Here is an 18,500-nt window from a genome sequence, read left to right on the forward strand (position 1 = left end):
TCACTTCTCTTTTGTAAGTTCCATGGGATCTACACAGACTTCCATAAGAGCCGACTTATCGTCCTTTAAGAACTTTTTGATCTCGGCGTCTATGTCACTGTTTCCGTCAACCTTCTCATATTCCATTCCGTATGCTGCGGCAATAAGAGAAAGATCGGGATCACCCTGAAGTTCAACCATGGAATAATTGTCATTATAAGCAAAGTGCTGATGCTCTCTTACCATTCCAAGGAAACCGTTCTTCATGACAACAATCTTTACGTTTATTCCGTACTGTCTCATTGTTGCAAGTTCCATCATCGACATCTGGAAAGCACCGTCGCCGGTAACCGCAACAACCTGTTTTTTCTTATCTACAAGTTTTGCGCCCATGGCTGCGGGGATTGAATATCCCATAGTTCCCATACCGCCTGATGTAATGAATCTGCCATTCTTTACTATATGATATGCACAGGACCACATCTGATTCTGTCCTACGTCCGCAACGTAGATCGCATCGTCCTTCATAAGCTCTGAGAGTCTTACGATGAAATCCTTTGGCTTTACATATCCGCTCTTTGCGGGCTTAGTCTTAACAGCCGCATCTTTCTTGTAACCGTTTAAAATATCAAGCCACTCCGAGTGATCGTCCGCATGTTCATCCTGCTCAAGGAAATCAGCAAAAATATGCTTAATATCACCTACAAGTGGGATCGTAGGTCCGACATTTTTACCGATCTCGGCAGGATCAACATCAATATGGACCATAACCTTATTCTCGGTTATAAGATCCGGTCTGTTGACCGCTCTGTCAGCAACTCTCGCACCTACCATAAGAAGAAGATCCGACTCGTTCATCGCCCTGTTTGCATAGCTCTGGCCATTATTTCCGACCATTCCGAAATACAGAGGATGTTCTGTAGGCATTACGCCGATACCCATCATTGTAGAAACAACAGGCACGCTGTTAAGCTCAGCAAACTTTCTGATCTCAGCGGTCGCCTTGCTTAAGTGAACACCGCCTCCGACACAGATAATAGGTCTCTTCGCCTTCTCAACTTCTTTTATTACTTTCTTTATCTGAACCATATTTCCCTTAACGGTGGGCTTATAGGTTCTCATGGAAATTGTCTCGGGATAACTGAACTTCCCTTCAAGCTGCGCATTCTGCACATCAAAAGGAATATCTATAAGGACAGGTCCCTTTCGGCCTGTTCCCGCAAGATAAAAAGCTTCTTTAAAAATTCTGGGAATGTCATTAACATCCCTCACAAGATAACTGTATTTTACAAAAGACTCGACAGCGCCGGTAATGTCAGCTTCCTGGAAAACATCGCTTCCGATCATGTCACTGTTTACCTGACCTGTGATAGCAACAATAGGAATACTGTCGGCATAAGCCGTTGCAATACCCGTAATAAGATTTGTGGCACCCGGGCCCGAAGTCACGGCACAAACACCAACCTTACCACTTATCCTTGCATATCCGCTTGCACAATGTGCGGCATTCTGCTCGGTTCTTATAAGTACTCTCTTGATGTCAGTTTCGAGAATCTTGTTCCAAAAAGGATCTATCGCAACTCCCGAATAGCCGAATACAACTTCTGTCTTCTCTTTTTCAAGGCATTTTACTATAGCCTCAGCTCCTATCATGTCGTTCCTCCAAAATCTATTCTATTAGTCTATGCTTAAAATCTGTTTTACCAGCCTCACTGCATCTGCGGCATCGGTTGAATATCCGTCCGCGCCGATCTCTTCCGCATAATCGGGAGTCACAACGGCTCCCCCTATTATTATCTTGGAATCAAGATTTTCTTCGTGAGCAAGATCGACAACGTTTCTCATCTCTTTCATTGTTGTGGTCATAAGTGCGGAAAGAGCGATTATGCTGGCGTTGTTTTCTTTCGCTGCCTTTACTATCTCTTCCTTTGGCACATCTTTTCCAAGATCGATGACGTTGAAGCCGTAATTTTTAAGCATAAGTGCCACCAGATTCTTACCTATATCGTGAATATCTCCGTGCACAGTAGCAATAACAATTGCAGGAAGTTCCTTGCCGTCATCATCGTCGCCTTTAAGAAGCGGCTCAAGATAAGCGATTGAAAGTTTCATCGCCTCAGCTCCGGCTATAAGCTGCGGAAGGAAGTATTTGCCCTTGTCAAAAAGGTCACCCACTTCGTTGATCGCAGGCATCAGGACAGTGTCCAGAATAACCCTCGGCTCGATTCCCATATTCACGGCTTTTTCGGTATTCTTAACGATGCTGCGCTTAGAACCCGTGAGCACATCTTTTTTTATTATATCAAGAATGTCTTCATTAGAGTTAGTGGTGATTTTAACCTCTTTTCCCGAAGGTGCACCACTTTCATTCTTCATTTCATATCTTTGCATTCTCCGGATGTAGCGAAGATCGGCGCCTTCTTTCTTCTTAAGAAGGTCTGATGCAAACGCTGCATTTACCAGCATTTCCTGAGAAGGATTGGCAATTGCCATCGAAAGTCCCTTCTCTATTGCCATGGTCAAAAATGCCGTATTTACGTTACTTCTCTGAGGAAGTCCGAATGAAATATTTGAAAGTCCGCATATTGTAGCGAAACCGTTTTTATAACAATAATCAATTGTATCAAGCGTATTGAGCGCCGCAGCGGGATCCGCTCCGACCGTCGCAACAAGACCGTCAACAACAATGTCCTGTTTTGTCATGCCCATATCTTTTGCCATCTCGGAGAGCTTAACGATATTGCCGATCTTCTCTTCGGTGTTCTTGGGAAGCCCCTCCGGATTAAGCGGAAGAAGGATGAACATAGCTCCGTATTTCTTCGCAATCGGAAGAAATACCTCGGCTTTACCCTTCTCAAGTGATATGGAATTCATAAGCGCTCTTCCCGGATACCTTCTGAGAGCCGCTTCCATAACCTCCGCGCTACTCGTATCAAGGCAAAGAGGAAGATCCGTTATGGAAGTAACTTCCTCCATAACCGTGAGCATCATGCCCTTTTCATCAATTCCGCTCATACCGACATTGATATCAAGAATAGACGCTCCGTCTTCTTCCTGTTTCTCTGCAAAGTCGATGACCATATCAAGATTGCCCTCGCGGAGCTGTTCCTGAAGCTTCTTCTTACCTGTAGGATTTATTCTCTCACCTACTATCATGAAAAGATCGTCCATTCCAAATGACAGACTGCTTCTTTCTGAAGATAGATATCTCTTTGAAGCATCTTTTCTGCGAATGGGATTTCCTTCATCATCTCTTATCGTAGAAGGCTTCAGATCGCCGTATCTTTCCTTAAGTCCTCTTATAAAGTCGGGAGTTGTTCCGCAGCATCCACCAAGGACAGATGCACCCGCATTTATAAGCTTCTCCATCTCAATTACAAAAGTTTCGCAGTCCATGTCATACTCGGTGTTTCCGTTTTCATCGACTGAAGGAAGTCCTGCGTTAGGTTTTGCAATGATCGGAATACTTGTTACAGAAGCCATATTTCCAATGATCTCAACCATCTTATCGGGTCCCGTCGAGCAGTTCGCACCTATCGCACATGCGCCGAGAGCTTCCAATGTTATTGCACTTGCCGCAGCATCCGAACCAAAGAGCGTTCTTCCGTCCGCCTCAAAAGTAAGAGTAACCATTACCGCAAGATCGGACACCTCTTTTGCCGCAATAAGCGCAGCTCTGCATTCCTGAAGGCTCATCATCGTCTCAACAACAAGAAGATCACATCCTGCGCTCTCAAGTATTCTTATCTGTTCTTTATAAACATCTACAAGTTCTTCAAAATCAAGGTCGCCAATAGGCTTAAGCTGCTTTCCCGTCATGGTAAGGTCGCCTGCAACAAGCGCTCTTTCGCCGACCGCCTCCTTGGAAAGCTTGACCAGTTCGGAATTTATTTCTTCAATTCTTCCTTCAAAGCCATAGTCTGCAAGCTTTATCCTGTTTCCCGTAAAAGTGGGGGCATAGACAATATCAGAGCCCGCACCTGCATAAGCACTCTGAAGATTTTTCATTACATCTTTATGATTAAGAATCCAGTCTTCAGGGCATACTCCGACCGGCATTCCCGCTTTAATGAGATTGGATCCCGTAGCTCCGTCAAGAAATATTATCCTGTCTTCGCTAAATTTCAAAAATTCTTCTCTGGTCATAGATCATTTTCCTTTTACACAAATCTTTTGCTCAAAAACTATCGGGGCAACATAAAAAAACATCAAGCACAATATCATCACCAACACAGGTTTAACCCACATTGACGGATAAGGAATCACCCCACTGTATGATAATCTATCAAGTACCGCAATAACAAGTACATGATAATAGTAAATTACATCGGAACTCTTTTTCCCAATCTTATACAGAAACTTTCCGTAACCGGCTTCGCACTCGGACAAAAGAAATATTCCGATAACAGCTATAAGCGAGCCTATATAGACTTCTTTTTTCCCAAAAATAAAAGTCTCTGCGACCGAACAGGCTATCCCTGCCGCGATCATAAGAATAAATACGGGCTTTTTCTTTGCCATCACTTCAACATAAGAATCGCCGTATTCCTGTTTCTTTTTCCTGAAAATATCAGATAAAAGAATTCCTGTAAGCACAAACGGAAGGCCGACAAACAGCCAGTTTCTCATAACATACCACGTTGTAATGCTGATATCAAAAGGCCTTATCGGATAATAAGTCTGAAGTGCCTCTCCAAAATATAACATAAAAAGAAGGCCTGCGATCAGCCATTTGTACCATTTTCTGAGAACTCCCGCAAATATATAGATCAGCCCGATTGCATAAATGAGCGCAAAAAGAAACCACATATGATCGAATGTAAATACAGAGTCATAAACAAAAGTACCGGAATTAAAAAGTACAAACCAAAGCGCTTCCTTCAGAGAGTATTTGGATACAAGCCACTCTTTGATCGAATCACCAAGATAAATATGGATCAAAAGAGAAAAAACAAAATAAACGGCATAGACAATTCCCGTTATCTTAAGTAACTTAACGAGATATCTTCCGCTCTTTTCCCTTATCTTATCTGTATCTTCATCCCCGTCTCGTAAAAGAAATCTTCCGGATAGTGCAAAGAAATAAGGCACCGCTATTCTGCTTACGGCATCCATCGCTGTTCCAAAGTTTCCGGGAAACCTTGTATGTATCACGATAACCAGCATGCATGCTATAAAATTTACAAGATATAAGAATTTGTTTTCTTTCATTATTTTGGCCATTTCAGAAAAGAAGCACTGATATTACTCAGTGCTTTCTGTATCTTCTGTAACTTCTTCTGTTTCTTCAGCTTCGTCATCGTCACTAATAGTGGCAAATTTGAATGCATCTTCGGTAGTTACCGAAACGCCTTCATCCGTGGGATTTTCCCCGTGAAGAACCTGCAACATTATGAAGGTTCTTTTATTTGCACGTTCGTAATACTGACTTGCAAGAGATAAGCTCTCTTCATCAAACTCATTGTCATATGCTTTGTGATAGCATTCATTCGCCATCTGCATATAATCTTTTGCCTCGGATGCAATATCCGCAATACCTGAAAATTCATTCGGAACTTTGAGATCCCCCATAGCCTTATAAGCCTCATTCATCTCATCAAGGTAACCGAGAAGTTCCTCTTTTGCAGAGTCGGAATCAGGATTTATACCGTTTATCGAACTGTCATACTCCGCAAGTTTGTCGTAAAACTCCGACATACTTGTCTTATACGCAGAAAGAGCACTATTCTCTTTCTTCCCACACCCCGTCATAATTGTTAACACCATAAAAAATGTCATACTAAAAACAACATTAACAATCTTGAATTTTCTCTTCTTTTCCAAAACAATCTCCATATCAATCAACGTATTTTGATGCAGCCTTAAGTCTTGTAAGCGCTCTTGCAAGACCGGCCTGTGATTTCTTGAATTCCTTAATGGACTGCTTCTGCTGCAAATGTTCCATCGCGAATTCATAAGCCTCCCTAGCTCTCTGTTTGTCGATATCCTCGGGTTTCTCTACAGTATTTACAAGCACGATACATCTGTTGTTTGCAACCTGAACAGAACCAAGACTAACCACACCATAAAGCCACTCCCCACCGGGCTTTTTAATCTTGATCACACCGTCAGATAACGCAAGGATCATTTCCTCATGATTGGCAAGTACGGCGAGCTCACCGTCTGCGCAAGGTAAAATGATCTCTTCCGCCCTGTCGTCATAAAATATTCCGTTGACGGAAATTACCCTCAGTCCGAAGGTCATTACCTTATTACCATTCATATTTTATGCCTCTATCTGCTTTGCTTTTTCAACGACTTCCTCAATAGTACCGACGTTGAAAAATGCAGCTTCAGGATACTCGTCCATCTCACCGTCAATAATGGCCTTGAAGCCTTTAATGGTATCGGCAAGAGGTACAAACTTTCCTTTTATACCCGTAAACTGTTCAGCAACATGGAAAGGCTGAGACAAAAATCTCTGAATCTTTCTTGCTCTGTAAACAGTAATCTTATCTTCATCACTAAGTTCCTCCATACCGAGGATTGCGATGATATCCTGAAGTTCTTTGTACTTCTGGAGTATTTCCTGCACCTTGATTGCAGTCTCATAATGCTCTTTTCCGACAATGTCCTCTTCAAGGATTCTGCTTGAAGATTCAAGAGGATCGACCGCAGGATAAATACCCTGCTCAACGATCTTACGTGAAAGAACCGTCGTAGCATCAAGATGCGCAAATGTCGTCGCAGGAGCAGGATCCGTTAAGTCGTCCGCAGGCACATATACTGCCTGAACGGATGTAACCGATCCAAGTCTGGTCGAAGTAATTCTCTCCTGAAGCATACCAAGATCTGTTGCAAGAGTAGGTTGATATCCAACCGCCGAAGGCATTCTTCCAAGAAGCGAAGAAACCTCTGAACCCGCCTGTACAAATCTGAATATGTTATCTATGAAAAGAAGTACATCCTGGTGCTTTACATCTCTGAAATACTCCGCCATTGTAAGACCTGTCTCCGCAACACGCATTCTTGCTCCGGGTGGCTCATTCATCTGGCCGAACACAAGCGCTGTCTTATTAATAACGCCTGATTCATTCATTTCACTCCAAAGGTCGTTACCTTCACGTGATCTTTCTCCAACTCCCGTAAAGATTGAATATCCGCCGTGCTCCGTCGCGATATTCTGAATAAGTTCCTGGATAAGGACGGTCTTACCTACACCGGCACCACCGAAAAGTCCGATCTTTCCGCCCTTTGCATAAGGTGCAAGAAGATCGATAACCTTTATTCCCGTCTCAAGGATCTCAACTACGGGGCTCTGATCGACAAGCCTCGGTGGTTCTCTGTGAATATCCCATTTTTCCAATGTCTTCACGTCACCTTTTTTGTCAATCGTATCTCCGAGAACATTAAACAATCTTCCAAGGACTTCCTCTCCTACAGGAACACTGATAGGTCCACCCGTGAGATAAACTTCCATATCTTTGCTCAGTCCCTCACTGGGAGAAAGCATGATGCATCTCGCAACGTTGTCACCGATATGCTGTGCAACTTCCATGACACGCTTCTGGTCTTCGACCATTACAAAGAGTGCATCGCTGATATAAGGAAGATCGCTGTCCTCAAATTTTACGTCTACAACAGGTCCCATGACCTGCAAAATCTTACCGTTTTTCAACTGTAATTCCTCGTTTTCTGCTTATCTTTGTTTCTCTCTTTGGCTTTTTTGGCATTCTTAAGAGCTTTCGCCCCGCTGACAACCTCAGTTATTTCCTGAGTTATCATTGCCTGTCTCTGCCTGTTATAGGTTCTTTGAAGTTCGGCGATCATTGCCTCCGCATTCTTATTCGCGGAATCCATCGCCATCATTCTGGCACTCTGAACACTGCAAAAAGCCTCAACCAATGCTCCGTAAATAAATCCCGTAACATAATTTGGAACTATATTATCCAAGATTGCCGAAGGACTTGGCTCCATAAGGAACTCTTCGAGTATGGTTCCGGTCACCGGTTTTTCTCTCTTGATATCGGTAATGATCTCAAGAGGAAGAAACTTTTCAAACTTAGTATCAATCTTTGTTCCGTGAACGGTCGTATAAATAATATAGAACTCGTCCAGTTTTCTCGAATAGTAATAATCAAGAATCTCCGCCGCTATTTTCCTTGCTCTGTGAAGAGTGGGATTTTGCGACGTAAACATGAATGATTCCTCAATATCAACATTCTTGGAAAGGAAATGAAAACGGCCGACCTCACCTATGACAAAGAGCTTCCAGTCCCCTTTATCAGCTGCAATCTTCTCTTCGGCAAGCTTTATGACATTGTGGTTATAAGAACCCGCAAGTCCCTTGTCGTCAGTGAAGATGATGTATCCTCTCCTTCGCTCATCCTCGGGGATTTCAAGCCTCGTCTCCAGGAAGATATTATCAACCCCTTCCGGTAAATGTCTTACCAGACGTGAGATCATTGCCTGAGTGGAAAAAAAGAACGGCTCGGTATCAGTGAGCATCTTCTTCGCCCTTCGAAGCTTTGTAGAAGAGATCAGATACATCGCATTTGTAATTTTTCTGGTATCGTTTACACTGTTTATACGATCCCTGATTTCTTTAATGGTCGCCACTTTCCAATTCTTCCTTAAGTCTCTTGTTCTCGCTGTCGTTGAAAGCATCAACGGCTTCGATAATTTTCTTCTTTAACTGATCTGACAAATCGCCGCTCTTAGAAAGTTCTTCGCAGATATCGCCCTGTTCCGTATCGAAATAAGCAAGAAGTCTTTCTTTGTATTCCCTGACTTTTTTAACAGGGACCATATCAAGTCTGCCCGCACCGACAGCAACCAGAATGATTACCTGCTCATGCATTGCAAGCGGCTGCTCAAGCGGCTGCTTAAGAAGTTCCATAAGAACATTTCCGTGTGCAAGCTGATTCTTGGTTGTCTCATCAAGATCTGAACTAAACTGTGTAAACACAGCCATTTCTCTGTACTGTGCAAGATCCACTCTAATACTTCCCGCTGCTTTTTTCATTGCTTTGGTCTGAGCCGCGCTACCTACACGGGATACGGAAAGTCCTACGTTAACGGCAGGTCTCATTCCCTCAAAGAACAGGTCACTCTCAAGGAAGATCTGTCCGTCCGTAATAGATATAACGTTGGTAGGAATGTATGAAGATACATCACCCGCCTGCGTCTCAATGATAGGAAGTGCAGTAATTGAACCTCCTCCAAGCTCCGATGAAAGCTTACTTGATCTCTCAAGCAATCTTGAGTGCAAATAGAATACATCTCCGGGATACGCTTCTCTTCCCGGCGATCTCTCAAGAAGAAGTGAGATTGCTCTGTATGCAACGGCATGCTTGGAAAGATCGTCATAAACAATAAGGCAATCCTTACCCTGATGCATGAAATACTCAGCCATTGCTGTTCCTGAATACGGCGCAATATACTGAAGCGGCGCCATATCTGAAGCTGTTGAGCTTACAACTATCGAATAGTCCATAGCTCCCGTCTTCTTAAGTGTCTGTATGATCTTTGAAACGGTAGATGCTTTCTGACCGATCGCAACATATATACATATTACATTTTTGCCCTTCTGGTTAATTATGGTATCAAGGGCAATCGATGTCTTACCGGTCTGCCTGTCACCGATAATAAGCTCTCTCTGTCCGCGTCCTATAGGGAACATGGTATCAATAGACAAGATTCCCGTTTCCATAGGCTCGTTTACGGACTGTCTCTCAATTATTCCGGGTGCCGGCTGTTCAACCGGTCTGTATCCGGATTCCTTGATATCTCCAAGTCCGTCAATAGGCGTTCCGAGAGCATCTATTACTCTTCCGATAAATGCTTCTCCGACAGGTATTCCGGCTTCCTTGTAAGTTCTGACAGCTCTTGTTCCCTGTCTGATGCCTGTATCGTTACCAAACAGGATACATCCGATATGATCTTCACGTATATCCTGGGCCATACCTTTGGTTCCGCCCTCAAACTCGATGATCTCGCCATAAAAAGCATGCTCGATACCGTCGATATTAGCGATTCCGTCTCCAACCCAGGTTACCGTTCCGACTTCTCTGTCACCTATTGCAAGGTCAAAGTTCTCAACTTTGCTGCTGAGCATGCTGATGATCTTGCCGGTTTCTCTGTCACCGGTCTTCCTGCTTAAGTTATTTAATTCTGCACGAAGCTGCCTTGCTCTTCCCGCATCGGACCAGTCGTATTCAAAGTTCTTGCATGATACGATGAATCCACCTCCGATAGAAGTATCCTGAACAAGTTCCATATCAATTTCCGGAACGTCAAACTTCTTAAGGAGTATTTCCTTTATCTTGGAAAGCTGTTCCTCACTGGGAGCAATGCCCGCATAGCGCAGTTTAGCTTTCAATAATTCACTCATTCTTTGCTCCGGCTTCGTTTATAAATTTGTCGTATAATTCTTTGTCGTCGGCAGCACTGTGCTTGGTAGCGGCAATCTTGGATGCCGCATCTATAACCATGTCTGTAAGCTGAGCTGCGTATACCTCTTTGGCACGTTCGTTCTCAACTTCGGCATTGTGCTTAGCCTCAACAATGATCTGATCGCCCTTTTTCCTGGCGTCATTAACAATACGCTCATATTCCGCATATCCCTGCTTCTTGATATCGCCAAGGATCTGCTCTTTCTCTTCATCAACATGAGCAATCTTTTCTTCATATTCTTTTTTAGTCTCAAGCGCTTCCTGTTTAGCGGCATCTGCCGCTTTTGTAGCGCTGTCCACTTCTTCTCTTCTCTGCATGAGAATAGCGTCGACCCTGCCGAAAAGAAATTTTTTCGCCAGCAAATACAAAACCAAAAGATTAAATATAGTTAAACCAATTTGTATCCAATCTACATTTAACACGTCGTAACCCCTTTTTGTCGATAATTATTTGAAAATAATAATCATAATAGCAACTACAAATCCGTAGATAGCTGTAGCCTCTGCAAGTGCACAACCCAAAAGAAGAAGCTTCATTATCTTACCGTCAGCTTCCGGCTGTCTTGCAACCGCATCTGTAGCTTTTGCAGTAGCTATACCGATACCAAGTCCTGCTCCTAATCCTGTGAATGCAGCTATAGCTGCTCCTATTGCTGTTAAATCCATTTTATTTCCTCCTTGTGCCGTATTATTCAACGGCTTCTTTAATGTATAATGACGTCAAAAAGACAAAGACATATGCCTGGATTGCTCCGTCAAATATGTCAAAATACAAGCTAAACATTGCCGGTACGATTACCGGTGCGACAGCTTTGATAAGCTCCATGATAACCGTAGCTCCGAGAATATTACCGAAAAGTCTCATGCAAAGAGACAACGGTCTTATAAGAAGCTCCAAAACATTCATGGGTGCGATCACAGCCATTGGCTGTGCAAAGCCTTTGAGCCAGTTCCTGAGACCTTTCTTCTTAAAGCCTGCGGCTTCAACAAGAATAATGCTCATGATTGAAAGCGCTATCGTCACGTTAAGATCCATGGTCGCAGGTACAACACCAAATAATCCGACCATATTGGAAAAAGCAATGAATATAAGCACCGTAGCAATATAATCGGCATATCCAATTGCCTCTTCTCCCAGCATTCCGCCGGTAACACCTCTTATCCATAACACAAAGCTTTCAACCGCAGCCTGGCGTTTTGAAATATTATGTACCTTAAAATCCCTTGTAAGGATTAGCATAAGAATAAACAAAACAAGCATAACCACCCATGTCAGGACAACGGACTTATATATTTCCAAAGTTCCGCTTCCGACGGGAATTCTAAGGAACGTTTTATCTTCCATCAAAAGTTCATTAAGAATCTCTTTTAAATCCATAGCGTATACCTTCCCCAAAAATATACAATAATTATAGAAAATCCACTTTAATAATGCAATGTAAAAAAAAGCCTTAACTTTGCTTAATTTGGTGTTTTGGCAAAGTTAAAGCTTTTGATATTATTTTTGTACCATGTTTTACATTACTTCTATACTGTCTCTGTCGGCGCTTGCTTTGATCGTCAATTTATCATATGTCTTTCTGTCTTCCTCAATTCTAAGTACCATTCTGTCAATGACAAACACCGTTCCGGAATAAGCAACTTCGGTAATTGTTGCTCTTGCCTCGCTTCCTTTGTCAATTTCAGCCTGGACCTTACTCTTTTTCGCTTCAAGGTCTTTTATCTTGCCTTCCTTCATTCCTATCGCAGCATTAACCTTGATCTTCCATTGCATCCTCTGTCTGTCGGCGGATGCATCCTCGGAAAGCCTGTCTCTTTGCACTTTAAGGCTGTTAAGTTCCTCTTCCTCTCTGCTTATTGCTTTGTTGATATTGCTGAGCTCAGCAAGTATGGTATTGTTTACGCCAAGAGTGACAATGGTCTTTGCACCGGCTTTGTTTCCGACTGACGCCGTCTCAATTCCAAAAAGACTCTGAACACTTCCTCCGTATATAGTTCCCACTCTTCCATATGTTCTGATAAGTCCGCTCGCGACGACATTGCAGTTTATGAAATAGTTAGCGGAAATATTTTTTCCGCTTATCGTCACACCCTCAAAGAATTTCGCCGAGACATCTCCCTTTGCTTTTATCGAGCCTCTGATGGGACATGTCGCACCCCCTTTAATGATAACATTCCTTCCGCTAACTATTTCAGAGCTTTCCATATGGCCGCCTATTATCACGTCTCCCGACGCATTAATATCACATCCGGAATGAACATCTCCGGTTACATATACAACCCCGTCATAAACAATCTTATTATCGGTTATCTTTACTTCGGGAAGTATCATAATCTTTTCGATATTTATCACTCCGTCGACCATGCTGATGGCACCGGAGTATTTTGCAACATAAGTAACCCTGTCATTCAGTATCATAAATCCCTCGCCTTTTAAGATTGGGATTTCTTTACCGTTTCTTGCCCGCAGAGCTTCTCCGTATACGTTATATCCGTCTTCTCCTTTTTTCGCCTTGTGATATATTGCAATCTTATCGCCGGCCTTAACCTGCTTGATTGCTTCGATATTCGAAAGATCCGCCGTTCCGTCATTCAATATCACAGGCTCCTGCTCCTGCTCCATATCCACCAAGAATTCATAATAGCCGTCAACTCCGTTAACAGCGGCTTTTCCTGCGGCAACAACATATTTCTCATTATGATTTAAGTTACTTAGCATATTTGAAATTGCTTCTTTGTTGATTCCCGCCATTATTCTGCACTGAACAAGGAAGCTCATGATCAGATCTTCAGTATATACTGCGCCGTCATTTCGCGCAGGAAGCTTAATCCAGCATATCATCTCATCGGAAGTAAACGACAGGAACTCATCCCTGTTTTCAAGCATGTAGTTAAGAAGAACAGTTTCATTGGGAACACCGTCAGTCCTATCAAGCACTTCTTCATCATGTACTCTGTGCCCTACAAAGCCATATCCCTCTCCCAATATGCGTTCTCTTATGCGACGCATATCACGGGCAGTGTACATCATCGATGAAAATGCGCTGATATCAAGTCCGTCTTCTATACCGAGTCTGAGCTCTCTCATCTGATCGGCCTGATAAAGAGGATTGGTATATGGAGTAATATCAATCTGATGCTCAAGTCCTATGCGCATCTCATACATCTGTTGCCAGCCATACGACGCATCAGCATATCTTCCGACGTCGATGCCGTTCTCAAGGCCTATCCTGATTTCTTTTATCGCATCGCTTCTCATATCTGGATTGATATATTTATCTATAGATATTTTTTCCTTAAGACATATTCTTATCTGCTCAATCTGCTCCGCATCATACTTTTCCCTTACATACTGACTTATATCTACATTATCCTTATACGCGGCATGCAGTTCTTCAAGTATGCTCGCATTGTAACTGCGTATCTGAGCCTCATCAAAGAAAAGTCCGTCTTCCGCACTTTTTCTGATCGCTCTCATTTTCATGTAAGGAATATCAACAGAAGCGTATTTAGAGATATCAATTCCCGCTTCGAGACCTTTTCTGATCTCACGCATTTGAAGGCTGTCAAATGCCGGGTCCTGAAAGAAAATGATAGGAACACCTTCTCCCCTGCTGAGGCCGATGCGGAGCTCTCTCATCTGATCCGCAAGGTATTCCCTCTTTGCATATGCAGATACATCAATTCCCGCAGCAATTCCCTTTCTTATCTGAGAAATCTGCTGAACATCAAATCCCTGTTCTCTGTATGAACTCATATCGATGTTCTGAGTCATTTCAATCCTGAGCTCTTCCATCTCAGTCCACGATTTTCTGGGATCCATATATTTTGCAACATCAACTTTATCATTGATACCCTTTCGTATCTCTGAAAGCTGAAGTGCATTAAAATTAAGAGCCCGAAGCTTATCAGCGTCAGCCCCTAATTTTTTGCACATCTCTAGTTCTCTCTCCAACGCACTCTTATTAAGCGAAGAGAGACCGGAGTAAGACATCGTTTCATTTTCAAGATCAAGTTCTAAATCAAGTTCCTGAGCATCCATAGATGTCACATCTCCCAACCGGTCATGGAATATCGGCCTGCAATGCACTATCAATTATCTATTTCTTATAACAATTTTATCATTATTACATTTACCGCTCAAGAACTAATTAATCCCCCCCTTATAAACCCAGTTCAAATCTGTGTTTATTACACAAACGATAAAACAGTTAATTTTTTAATAGCATTCTCAAATATTATGTGCTAGAATGAAACGAGTTTTTATTTTAAATTTAGGAGAGAAAAGTTATGAAAAAGAAATTATTGGCAACAATGTTCGCACTTGCATTAGCAACAAGCTCTGTTGCTTGCGGAGCTCAGAAAGTTGAGCCTGCAACAAACAACAATGCAGAAAGCGAAGCATCCGCTGAAGCAGCACCTTCTGATTCTTCAAACGAAAACGCTGCAGAAAGCACATCTTCAGAAAGCTCTGACGCAAGTGATTCCGGCGAAAACATTTCAGGTGTTGTAAACGGAACCACATATGAAAACAAGTTTTTTGGGGTTAAGTTTTCTTTAGGCGATAACTACAAATTTGCAAATGCTGAAGAGCTTCAGACATTAAACAGCACAATAACAGATCTTGATGCATTCAAAGATAACAAAGCTGCAAAGAAAGCTCTCGACAGCGGTAGTATTATGGTAGTAACTTACGCTGTTGACGGAACAACAGGCAAAACACTTAATGTTGTTCTTCAGAGTGTAGGTTCACTTGCAGGAGCACTTGCAAATGAGCAGTCAATTATGGAATCTCAGAAAGAGCCTTCAATTTCAGCTCTTGAAGCTCAGGGATTAACAGATGTAACTGCCGAGATGGAGACAGTTAAGTTCTTAGGCGAAGATCATCCTTCACTTGTACTTAATGCAAAAATAAACGGCACAGTTCTGTACCAGAGATGTATCTGTCTTATCAAAGATGGTTATATTATAACTTTCACAGGATCGGGACTTGAAGCCGATAACTATGACTCAGAATTATTAAGCGCAGAAAAAATAGCTGAATAATTTAAATATTTCACTTCTAAAAAAGAGCCTCACACAAATGTGTGAAGCTCTTTTCTTTTAGAATCTTATCTGATAAAAATTATCAGTTCTTCTTTGAGTTGTTGTAAACTTTCTTAGCCTCTTCAAGTCCTGCCTTAAGACCTGCAAGTCCTGCCTTAGCAACCTCAGCTGATGTCTCAGCAAGTTCCTTAGCGATAACTGTAGCTTTCTCAGCAGCTTCCTTAAGCTTTTCCTTTGTCTCGTCATCTACGATAGTCTTTGAACCGCAGCATGCGCTCTTCTCAGCGATAGCAGCCTGTGCAGCAGCAAGTCTTGCAACAGGTACACGGAAAGGTGAGCATGATACATAGTCAAGACCGATCTTGTGGCAGAACTCAACTGATGAAGGATCACCACCGTGCTCACCACAGATACCAACGTGGAGACTAGGATTTACGGGCTTACCAAGCTTAAGTGACATCTCCATAAGCTTACCAACACCAGTCTGGTCAAGCTTAGCGAAAGGATCGTTCTCGAAGATCTTAGCATCATAGTAAGCATCAAGGAACTTACCAGCGTCATCACGAGAGAATCCGAATGTCATCTGTGTAAGATCGTTTGTACCGAAGCAGAAGAAGTCAGCTTCCTTAGCGATCTCATCAGCTGTAAGAGCAGCTCTGGGGATCTCGATCATTGTACCAACTTCGTACTCAAGCTTAGCGCCTGCAGCAGCGATCTCAGCGTCAGCTGTCTCTACTACTACCTTCTTAACGTTCTTAAGCTCCTTAACTTCGCAAACAAGAGGAATCATGATCTCAGGCTTAACGTTCCAGTCAGCGTGTGCCTTCTGTACTTCAAGAGCAGCACGGATAACAGCCTTAGTCTGCATCTTAGCAATTTCAGGATATGTAACTGCAAGACGACATCCTCTGTGACCCATCATAGGGTTGAACTCGTGAAGAGAATTGATGATAGCCTTGATATCTTCTACGCTCTTGCCCTTAGCATCTGCAAGCTTCTTGATCTCGTCCTCTGTTGTAGGAACGAACTCGTGAAGCGGAGGATCAAGGAATCTGATTGTAACAGGATTTCCTTCAAGTGCCTCATAAAGAGCTTTGAAGTCGTTCTGCTGATAAGGAAGAATCTTATCAAGTGCAGCTTCTCTCTCTTCTACTGTATCTGAACAGATCATCTCACGGAATGCAGCAATTCTGTCTTCCTCGAAGAACATGTGCTCTGTACGGCAAAGACCGATACCCTCAGCACCAAGTTCTCTAGCCTTCTTAGCATCAGCAGGTGTATCAGCATTTGTACGAACCTTAAGCTTTCTGAACTGGTCAGCCCAAGCCATGATACGTCCGAACTCACCGGCGATCTGAGCGTCTACTGTAGCAATCTGTCCTTCGTAGATGTTACCTGTTGTACCATCAATTGAAATGAAGTCTCCCTCTGTGAATGTTTTTCCACCAAGAGTGAACTTCTTGTTTTCTTCGTCCATGTTGATGTCACCGCAACCTGATACGCAGCACTCACCCATTCCACGAGCAACTACGGCAGCGTGTGATGTCATACCACCACGAACTGTAAGGATACCCTGAGCAGCCTTCATACCTGTGATATCCTCAGGAGATGTCTCAAGACGAACAAGAACAACCTTCTCGCCTCTTGCAGCCCATTCTACTGCGTCATCAGCTGTGAATACAACCTTACCGCAAGCAGCTCCGGGAGATGCACCAAGACCCTTTCCGATAGGTGTTGCAGCCTTAAGAGCAGCAGCATCGAACTGAGGGTGAAGAAGTGTATCAAGGTTACGAGGATCGATCATAGCAACTGCTTCTTCAGGAGTCTTGTGTCCTTCATCAACGAGGTCGCAAGCAATCTTAAGAGCAGCAGGAGCTGTTCTCTTACCGTTACGGCACTGAAGCATATAGAGCTTCTTGTTCTCAACAGTGAACTCCATATCCTGCATGTCATGATAGTGGTTCTCAAGAGTATCACATACTTTGATGAACTCAGCGTATGCCTCAGGGAACTCCTTCTCCATCTGAGCGATAGGCATAGGTGTACGAACACCTGCAACTACGTCCTCACCCTGTGCGTTGATAAGGAACTCACCCATAAGCTTATTCTCACCTGTAGCAGGGTCACGAGTGAATGCAACACCTGTACCGGACTCATTGTTAAGGTTACCGAATACCATAGGCATTACGTTAACAGCTGTTCCCCATGAGTAAGGGATATCGTTATCACGACGATATACGTTAGCACGAGGGTTATCCCATGAACGGAATACAGCCTCGATAGCAAGCTTAAGCTGCTCTACAGGATCTGAAGGGAAGTCCTTGCCAAGCTGTTTCTTATACTCAGCCTTGAACTGCTCAGCGAGCTCCTTAAGGTCAGCTGCTGTGAGGTCAACGTCAAACTTAACACCCTTCTTCTCTTTCATCTGGTCGATAAGCTGCTCGAAGTACTTCTTACCAACCTCCATAACTACGTCAGAGAACATCTGGATGAAACGACGATATGAATCATATACAAAACGCTCGAATGCAGGATCGGGATTACCCTTGATCATTGCTGCAACTACTTCATCATTAAGACCGAGGTTGAGGATTGTATCCATCATACCGGGCATAGAAGCACGAGCTCCTGAACGAACAGAAACAAGAAGAGGATTCTGAAGGTCACCGAATTTCTTTCCGTTGATCTCTTCCATCTTCTTAACGCCTTCCATAGCCTGAGCCATGATCTCGTCGTTAATCTTACGGCCATCCTCATAGTACTGTGTACATGCCTCTGTTGTGATTGTGAATCCCTGAGGTACAGGAAGACCAATACTTGTCATCTCAGCAAGGTTGGCACCCTTACCACCGAGAAGGTTACGCATTGTCATGTTACCTTCATTGAACATATAAACCCACTTGTTCGCCATTTTTGTCATACCTTTCTTACCGGTACTATTAAAAACCGGTACCTTTCATGTATTTCTTTTTTATAACTACCGCGGAAACCACTACCGTGAAATAAAAACGCGGATAATTACCGATTTAATAAAATATAAAA

General features: G+C 43.0%; 14 protein-coding genes. 1 reads left to right on the forward strand and 13 read right to left on the reverse strand.

The genetic code is table 11. The features are described from left to right. From ilvB to DL92_RS0103215, 12 genes are all read right to left on the reverse strand, one after another. The gene (gene ilvB, locus DL92_RS0103160) at positions 1–1,632 is read right to left on the reverse strand and encodes a biosynthetic-type acetolactate synthase large subunit (protein ID WP_026666868.1); all 1,632 of its coding nucleotides are present in this window, start codon (positions 1,630–1,632) and stop codon (positions 1–3) included. Positions 1,633–1,656: 24 nt separating this feature from the next. Next, positions 1,657–4,125 (reverse strand): homocysteine S-methyltransferase family protein, encoded by a 2,469-nt coding sequence (locus DL92_RS0103165; RefSeq protein ID WP_026666869.1) that lies wholly within the window; start codon positions 4,123–4,125, stop codon positions 1,657–1,659. A 3-nt stretch (positions 4,126–4,128) separates the two neighbouring features. Beyond that, positions 4,129–5,190 (reverse strand): acyltransferase family protein, encoded by a 1,062-nt coding sequence (locus DL92_RS0103170; protein ID WP_197027233.1) that lies wholly within the window; start codon positions 5,188–5,190, stop codon positions 4,129–4,131. A 33-nt stretch (positions 5,191–5,223) separates the two neighbouring features. Beyond that, positions 5,224–5,802 (reverse strand): hypothetical protein, encoded by a 579-nt coding sequence (locus DL92_RS0103175; protein ID WP_034468357.1) that lies wholly within the window; start codon positions 5,800–5,802, stop codon positions 5,224–5,226. A 13-nt stretch (positions 5,803–5,815) separates the two neighbouring features. Continuing rightward, entirely contained in the window at positions 5,816–6,241 is a 426-nt protein-coding gene (atpC, locus tag DL92_RS0103180; RefSeq protein ID WP_026654676.1) for an ATP synthase F1 subunit epsilon, read from the reverse strand. Positions 6,242–6,244: 3 nt separating this feature from the next. Beyond that, entirely contained in the window at positions 6,245–7,636 is a 1,392-nt protein-coding gene (gene atpD, locus DL92_RS0103185; RefSeq protein ID WP_026666871.1) for a F0F1 ATP synthase subunit beta, read from the reverse strand. Next, complete coding sequence (gene atpG / locus DL92_RS0103190; RefSeq protein WP_026666872.1) at positions 7,633–8,577, reverse strand: ATP synthase F1 subunit gamma; 945 nt, start codon at positions 8,575–8,577, stop codon at positions 7,633–7,635. Before atpG ends, atpD begins: the two co-directional genes overlap by 4 nt. Beyond that, a complete protein-coding gene (atpA, locus tag DL92_RS18070; RefSeq protein ID WP_330371022.1) occupies positions 8,564–10,351 on the reverse strand; it encodes a F0F1 ATP synthase subunit alpha in 1,788 nt (595 codons plus the stop codon). The genes atpG and atpA overlap by 14 nt, the downstream gene beginning before the upstream one ends. Continuing rightward, entirely contained in the window at positions 10,344–10,835 is a 492-nt protein-coding gene (locus tag DL92_RS0103200; RefSeq protein WP_026666873.1) for a F0F1 ATP synthase subunit B family protein, read from the reverse strand. Before DL92_RS0103200 ends, atpA begins: the two co-directional genes overlap by 8 nt. 24 nt (positions 10,836–10,859) lie before the next feature. Continuing rightward, the gene (gene atpE, locus DL92_RS0103205) at positions 10,860–11,078 is read right to left on the reverse strand and encodes an ATP synthase F0 subunit C (RefSeq protein ID WP_026654672.1); all 219 of its coding nucleotides are present in this window, start codon (positions 11,076–11,078) and stop codon (positions 10,860–10,862) included. 22 nt (positions 11,079–11,100) lie between these two features. Next, positions 11,101–11,790: a F0F1 ATP synthase subunit A gene (locus tag DL92_RS0103210; RefSeq protein WP_051625211.1), complete on the reverse strand. Its 690-nt coding sequence runs from the start codon at positions 11,788–11,790 to the stop codon at positions 11,101–11,103. A 138-nt stretch (positions 11,791–11,928) separates the two neighbouring features. Then, on the reverse strand, positions 11,929–14,454 hold the full coding sequence (locus DL92_RS0103215; RefSeq protein ID WP_026654670.1) for a DUF342 domain-containing protein: 2,526 nt from the start codon (positions 14,452–14,454) through the stop codon (positions 11,929–11,931). Between the two features lie 248 nt (positions 14,455–14,702). On the opposite strand from DL92_RS0103215, the gene DL92_RS0103220 reads away from it, so the two are divergent. Continuing rightward, complete coding sequence (locus DL92_RS0103220; protein WP_026654665.1) at positions 14,703–15,458, forward strand: hypothetical protein; 756 nt, start codon at positions 14,703–14,705, stop codon at positions 15,456–15,458. An 82-nt stretch (positions 15,459–15,540) separates the two neighbouring features. Here the strand turns inward: DL92_RS0103220 and ppdK are convergent, their stop codons facing one another. Then, positions 15,541–18,369 carry a pyruvate, phosphate dikinase gene (ppdK, locus tag DL92_RS0103225; RefSeq protein WP_026666875.1) on the reverse strand — a complete coding sequence of 943 codons (2,829 nt, stop codon included), beginning with the start codon at positions 18,367–18,369 and terminating at the stop codon, positions 15,541–15,543. Positions 18,370–18,500: the final 131 nt, after the last annotated feature.

This window comes from Butyrivibrio sp. AE2005 (assembly GCF_000686965.1).
In the GTDB taxonomy this organism is placed as follows: domain Bacteria; phylum Bacillota; class Clostridia; order Lachnospirales; family Lachnospiraceae; genus Butyrivibrio; species Butyrivibrio hungatei_A.

Bases quoted from the DNA above. Each gene is read 5' to 3' on its own strand.
- ilvB (WP_026666868.1), bottom strand. From the start codon at position 1,632: ATGATAGGAGCTGAGGCTATAGTAAAATGCCTTGAAAAAGAGAAGACA.
- DL92_RS0103165 (WP_026666869.1), bottom strand. From the start codon at position 4,125: ATGACCAGAGAAGAATTTTTGAAATTTAGCGAAGACAGGATAATATTT.
- DL92_RS0103170 (WP_197027233.1), bottom strand. From the start codon at position 5,190: ATGAAAGAAAACAAATTCTTATATCTTGTAAATTTTATAGCATGCATG.
- atpC (WP_026654676.1), bottom strand. From the start codon at position 6,241: ATGAATGGTAATAAGGTAATGACCTTCGGACTGAGGGTAATTTCCGTC.
- atpA (WP_330371022.1), bottom strand. From the start codon at position 10,351: ATGAGTGAATTATTGAAAGCTAAACTGCGCTATGCGGGCATTGCTCCC.
- atpE (WP_026654672.1), bottom strand. From the start codon at position 11,078: ATGGATTTAACAGCAATAGGAGCAGCTATAGCTGCATTCACAGGATTA.
- DL92_RS0103210 (WP_051625211.1), bottom strand. From the start codon at position 11,790: ATGGATTTAAAAGAGATTCTTAATGAACTTTTGATGGAAGATAAAACG.
- DL92_RS0103215 (WP_026654670.1), bottom strand. From the start codon at position 14,454: ATGGATGCTCAGGAACTTGATTTAGAACTTGATCTTGAAAATGAAACG.
- DL92_RS0103220 (WP_026654665.1), top strand. From the start codon at position 14,703: ATGAAAAAGAAATTATTGGCAACAATGTTCGCACTTGCATTAGCAACA.
- ppdK (WP_026666875.1), bottom strand. From the start codon at position 18,369: ATGGCGAACAAGTGGGTTTATATGTTCAATGAAGGTAACATGACAATG.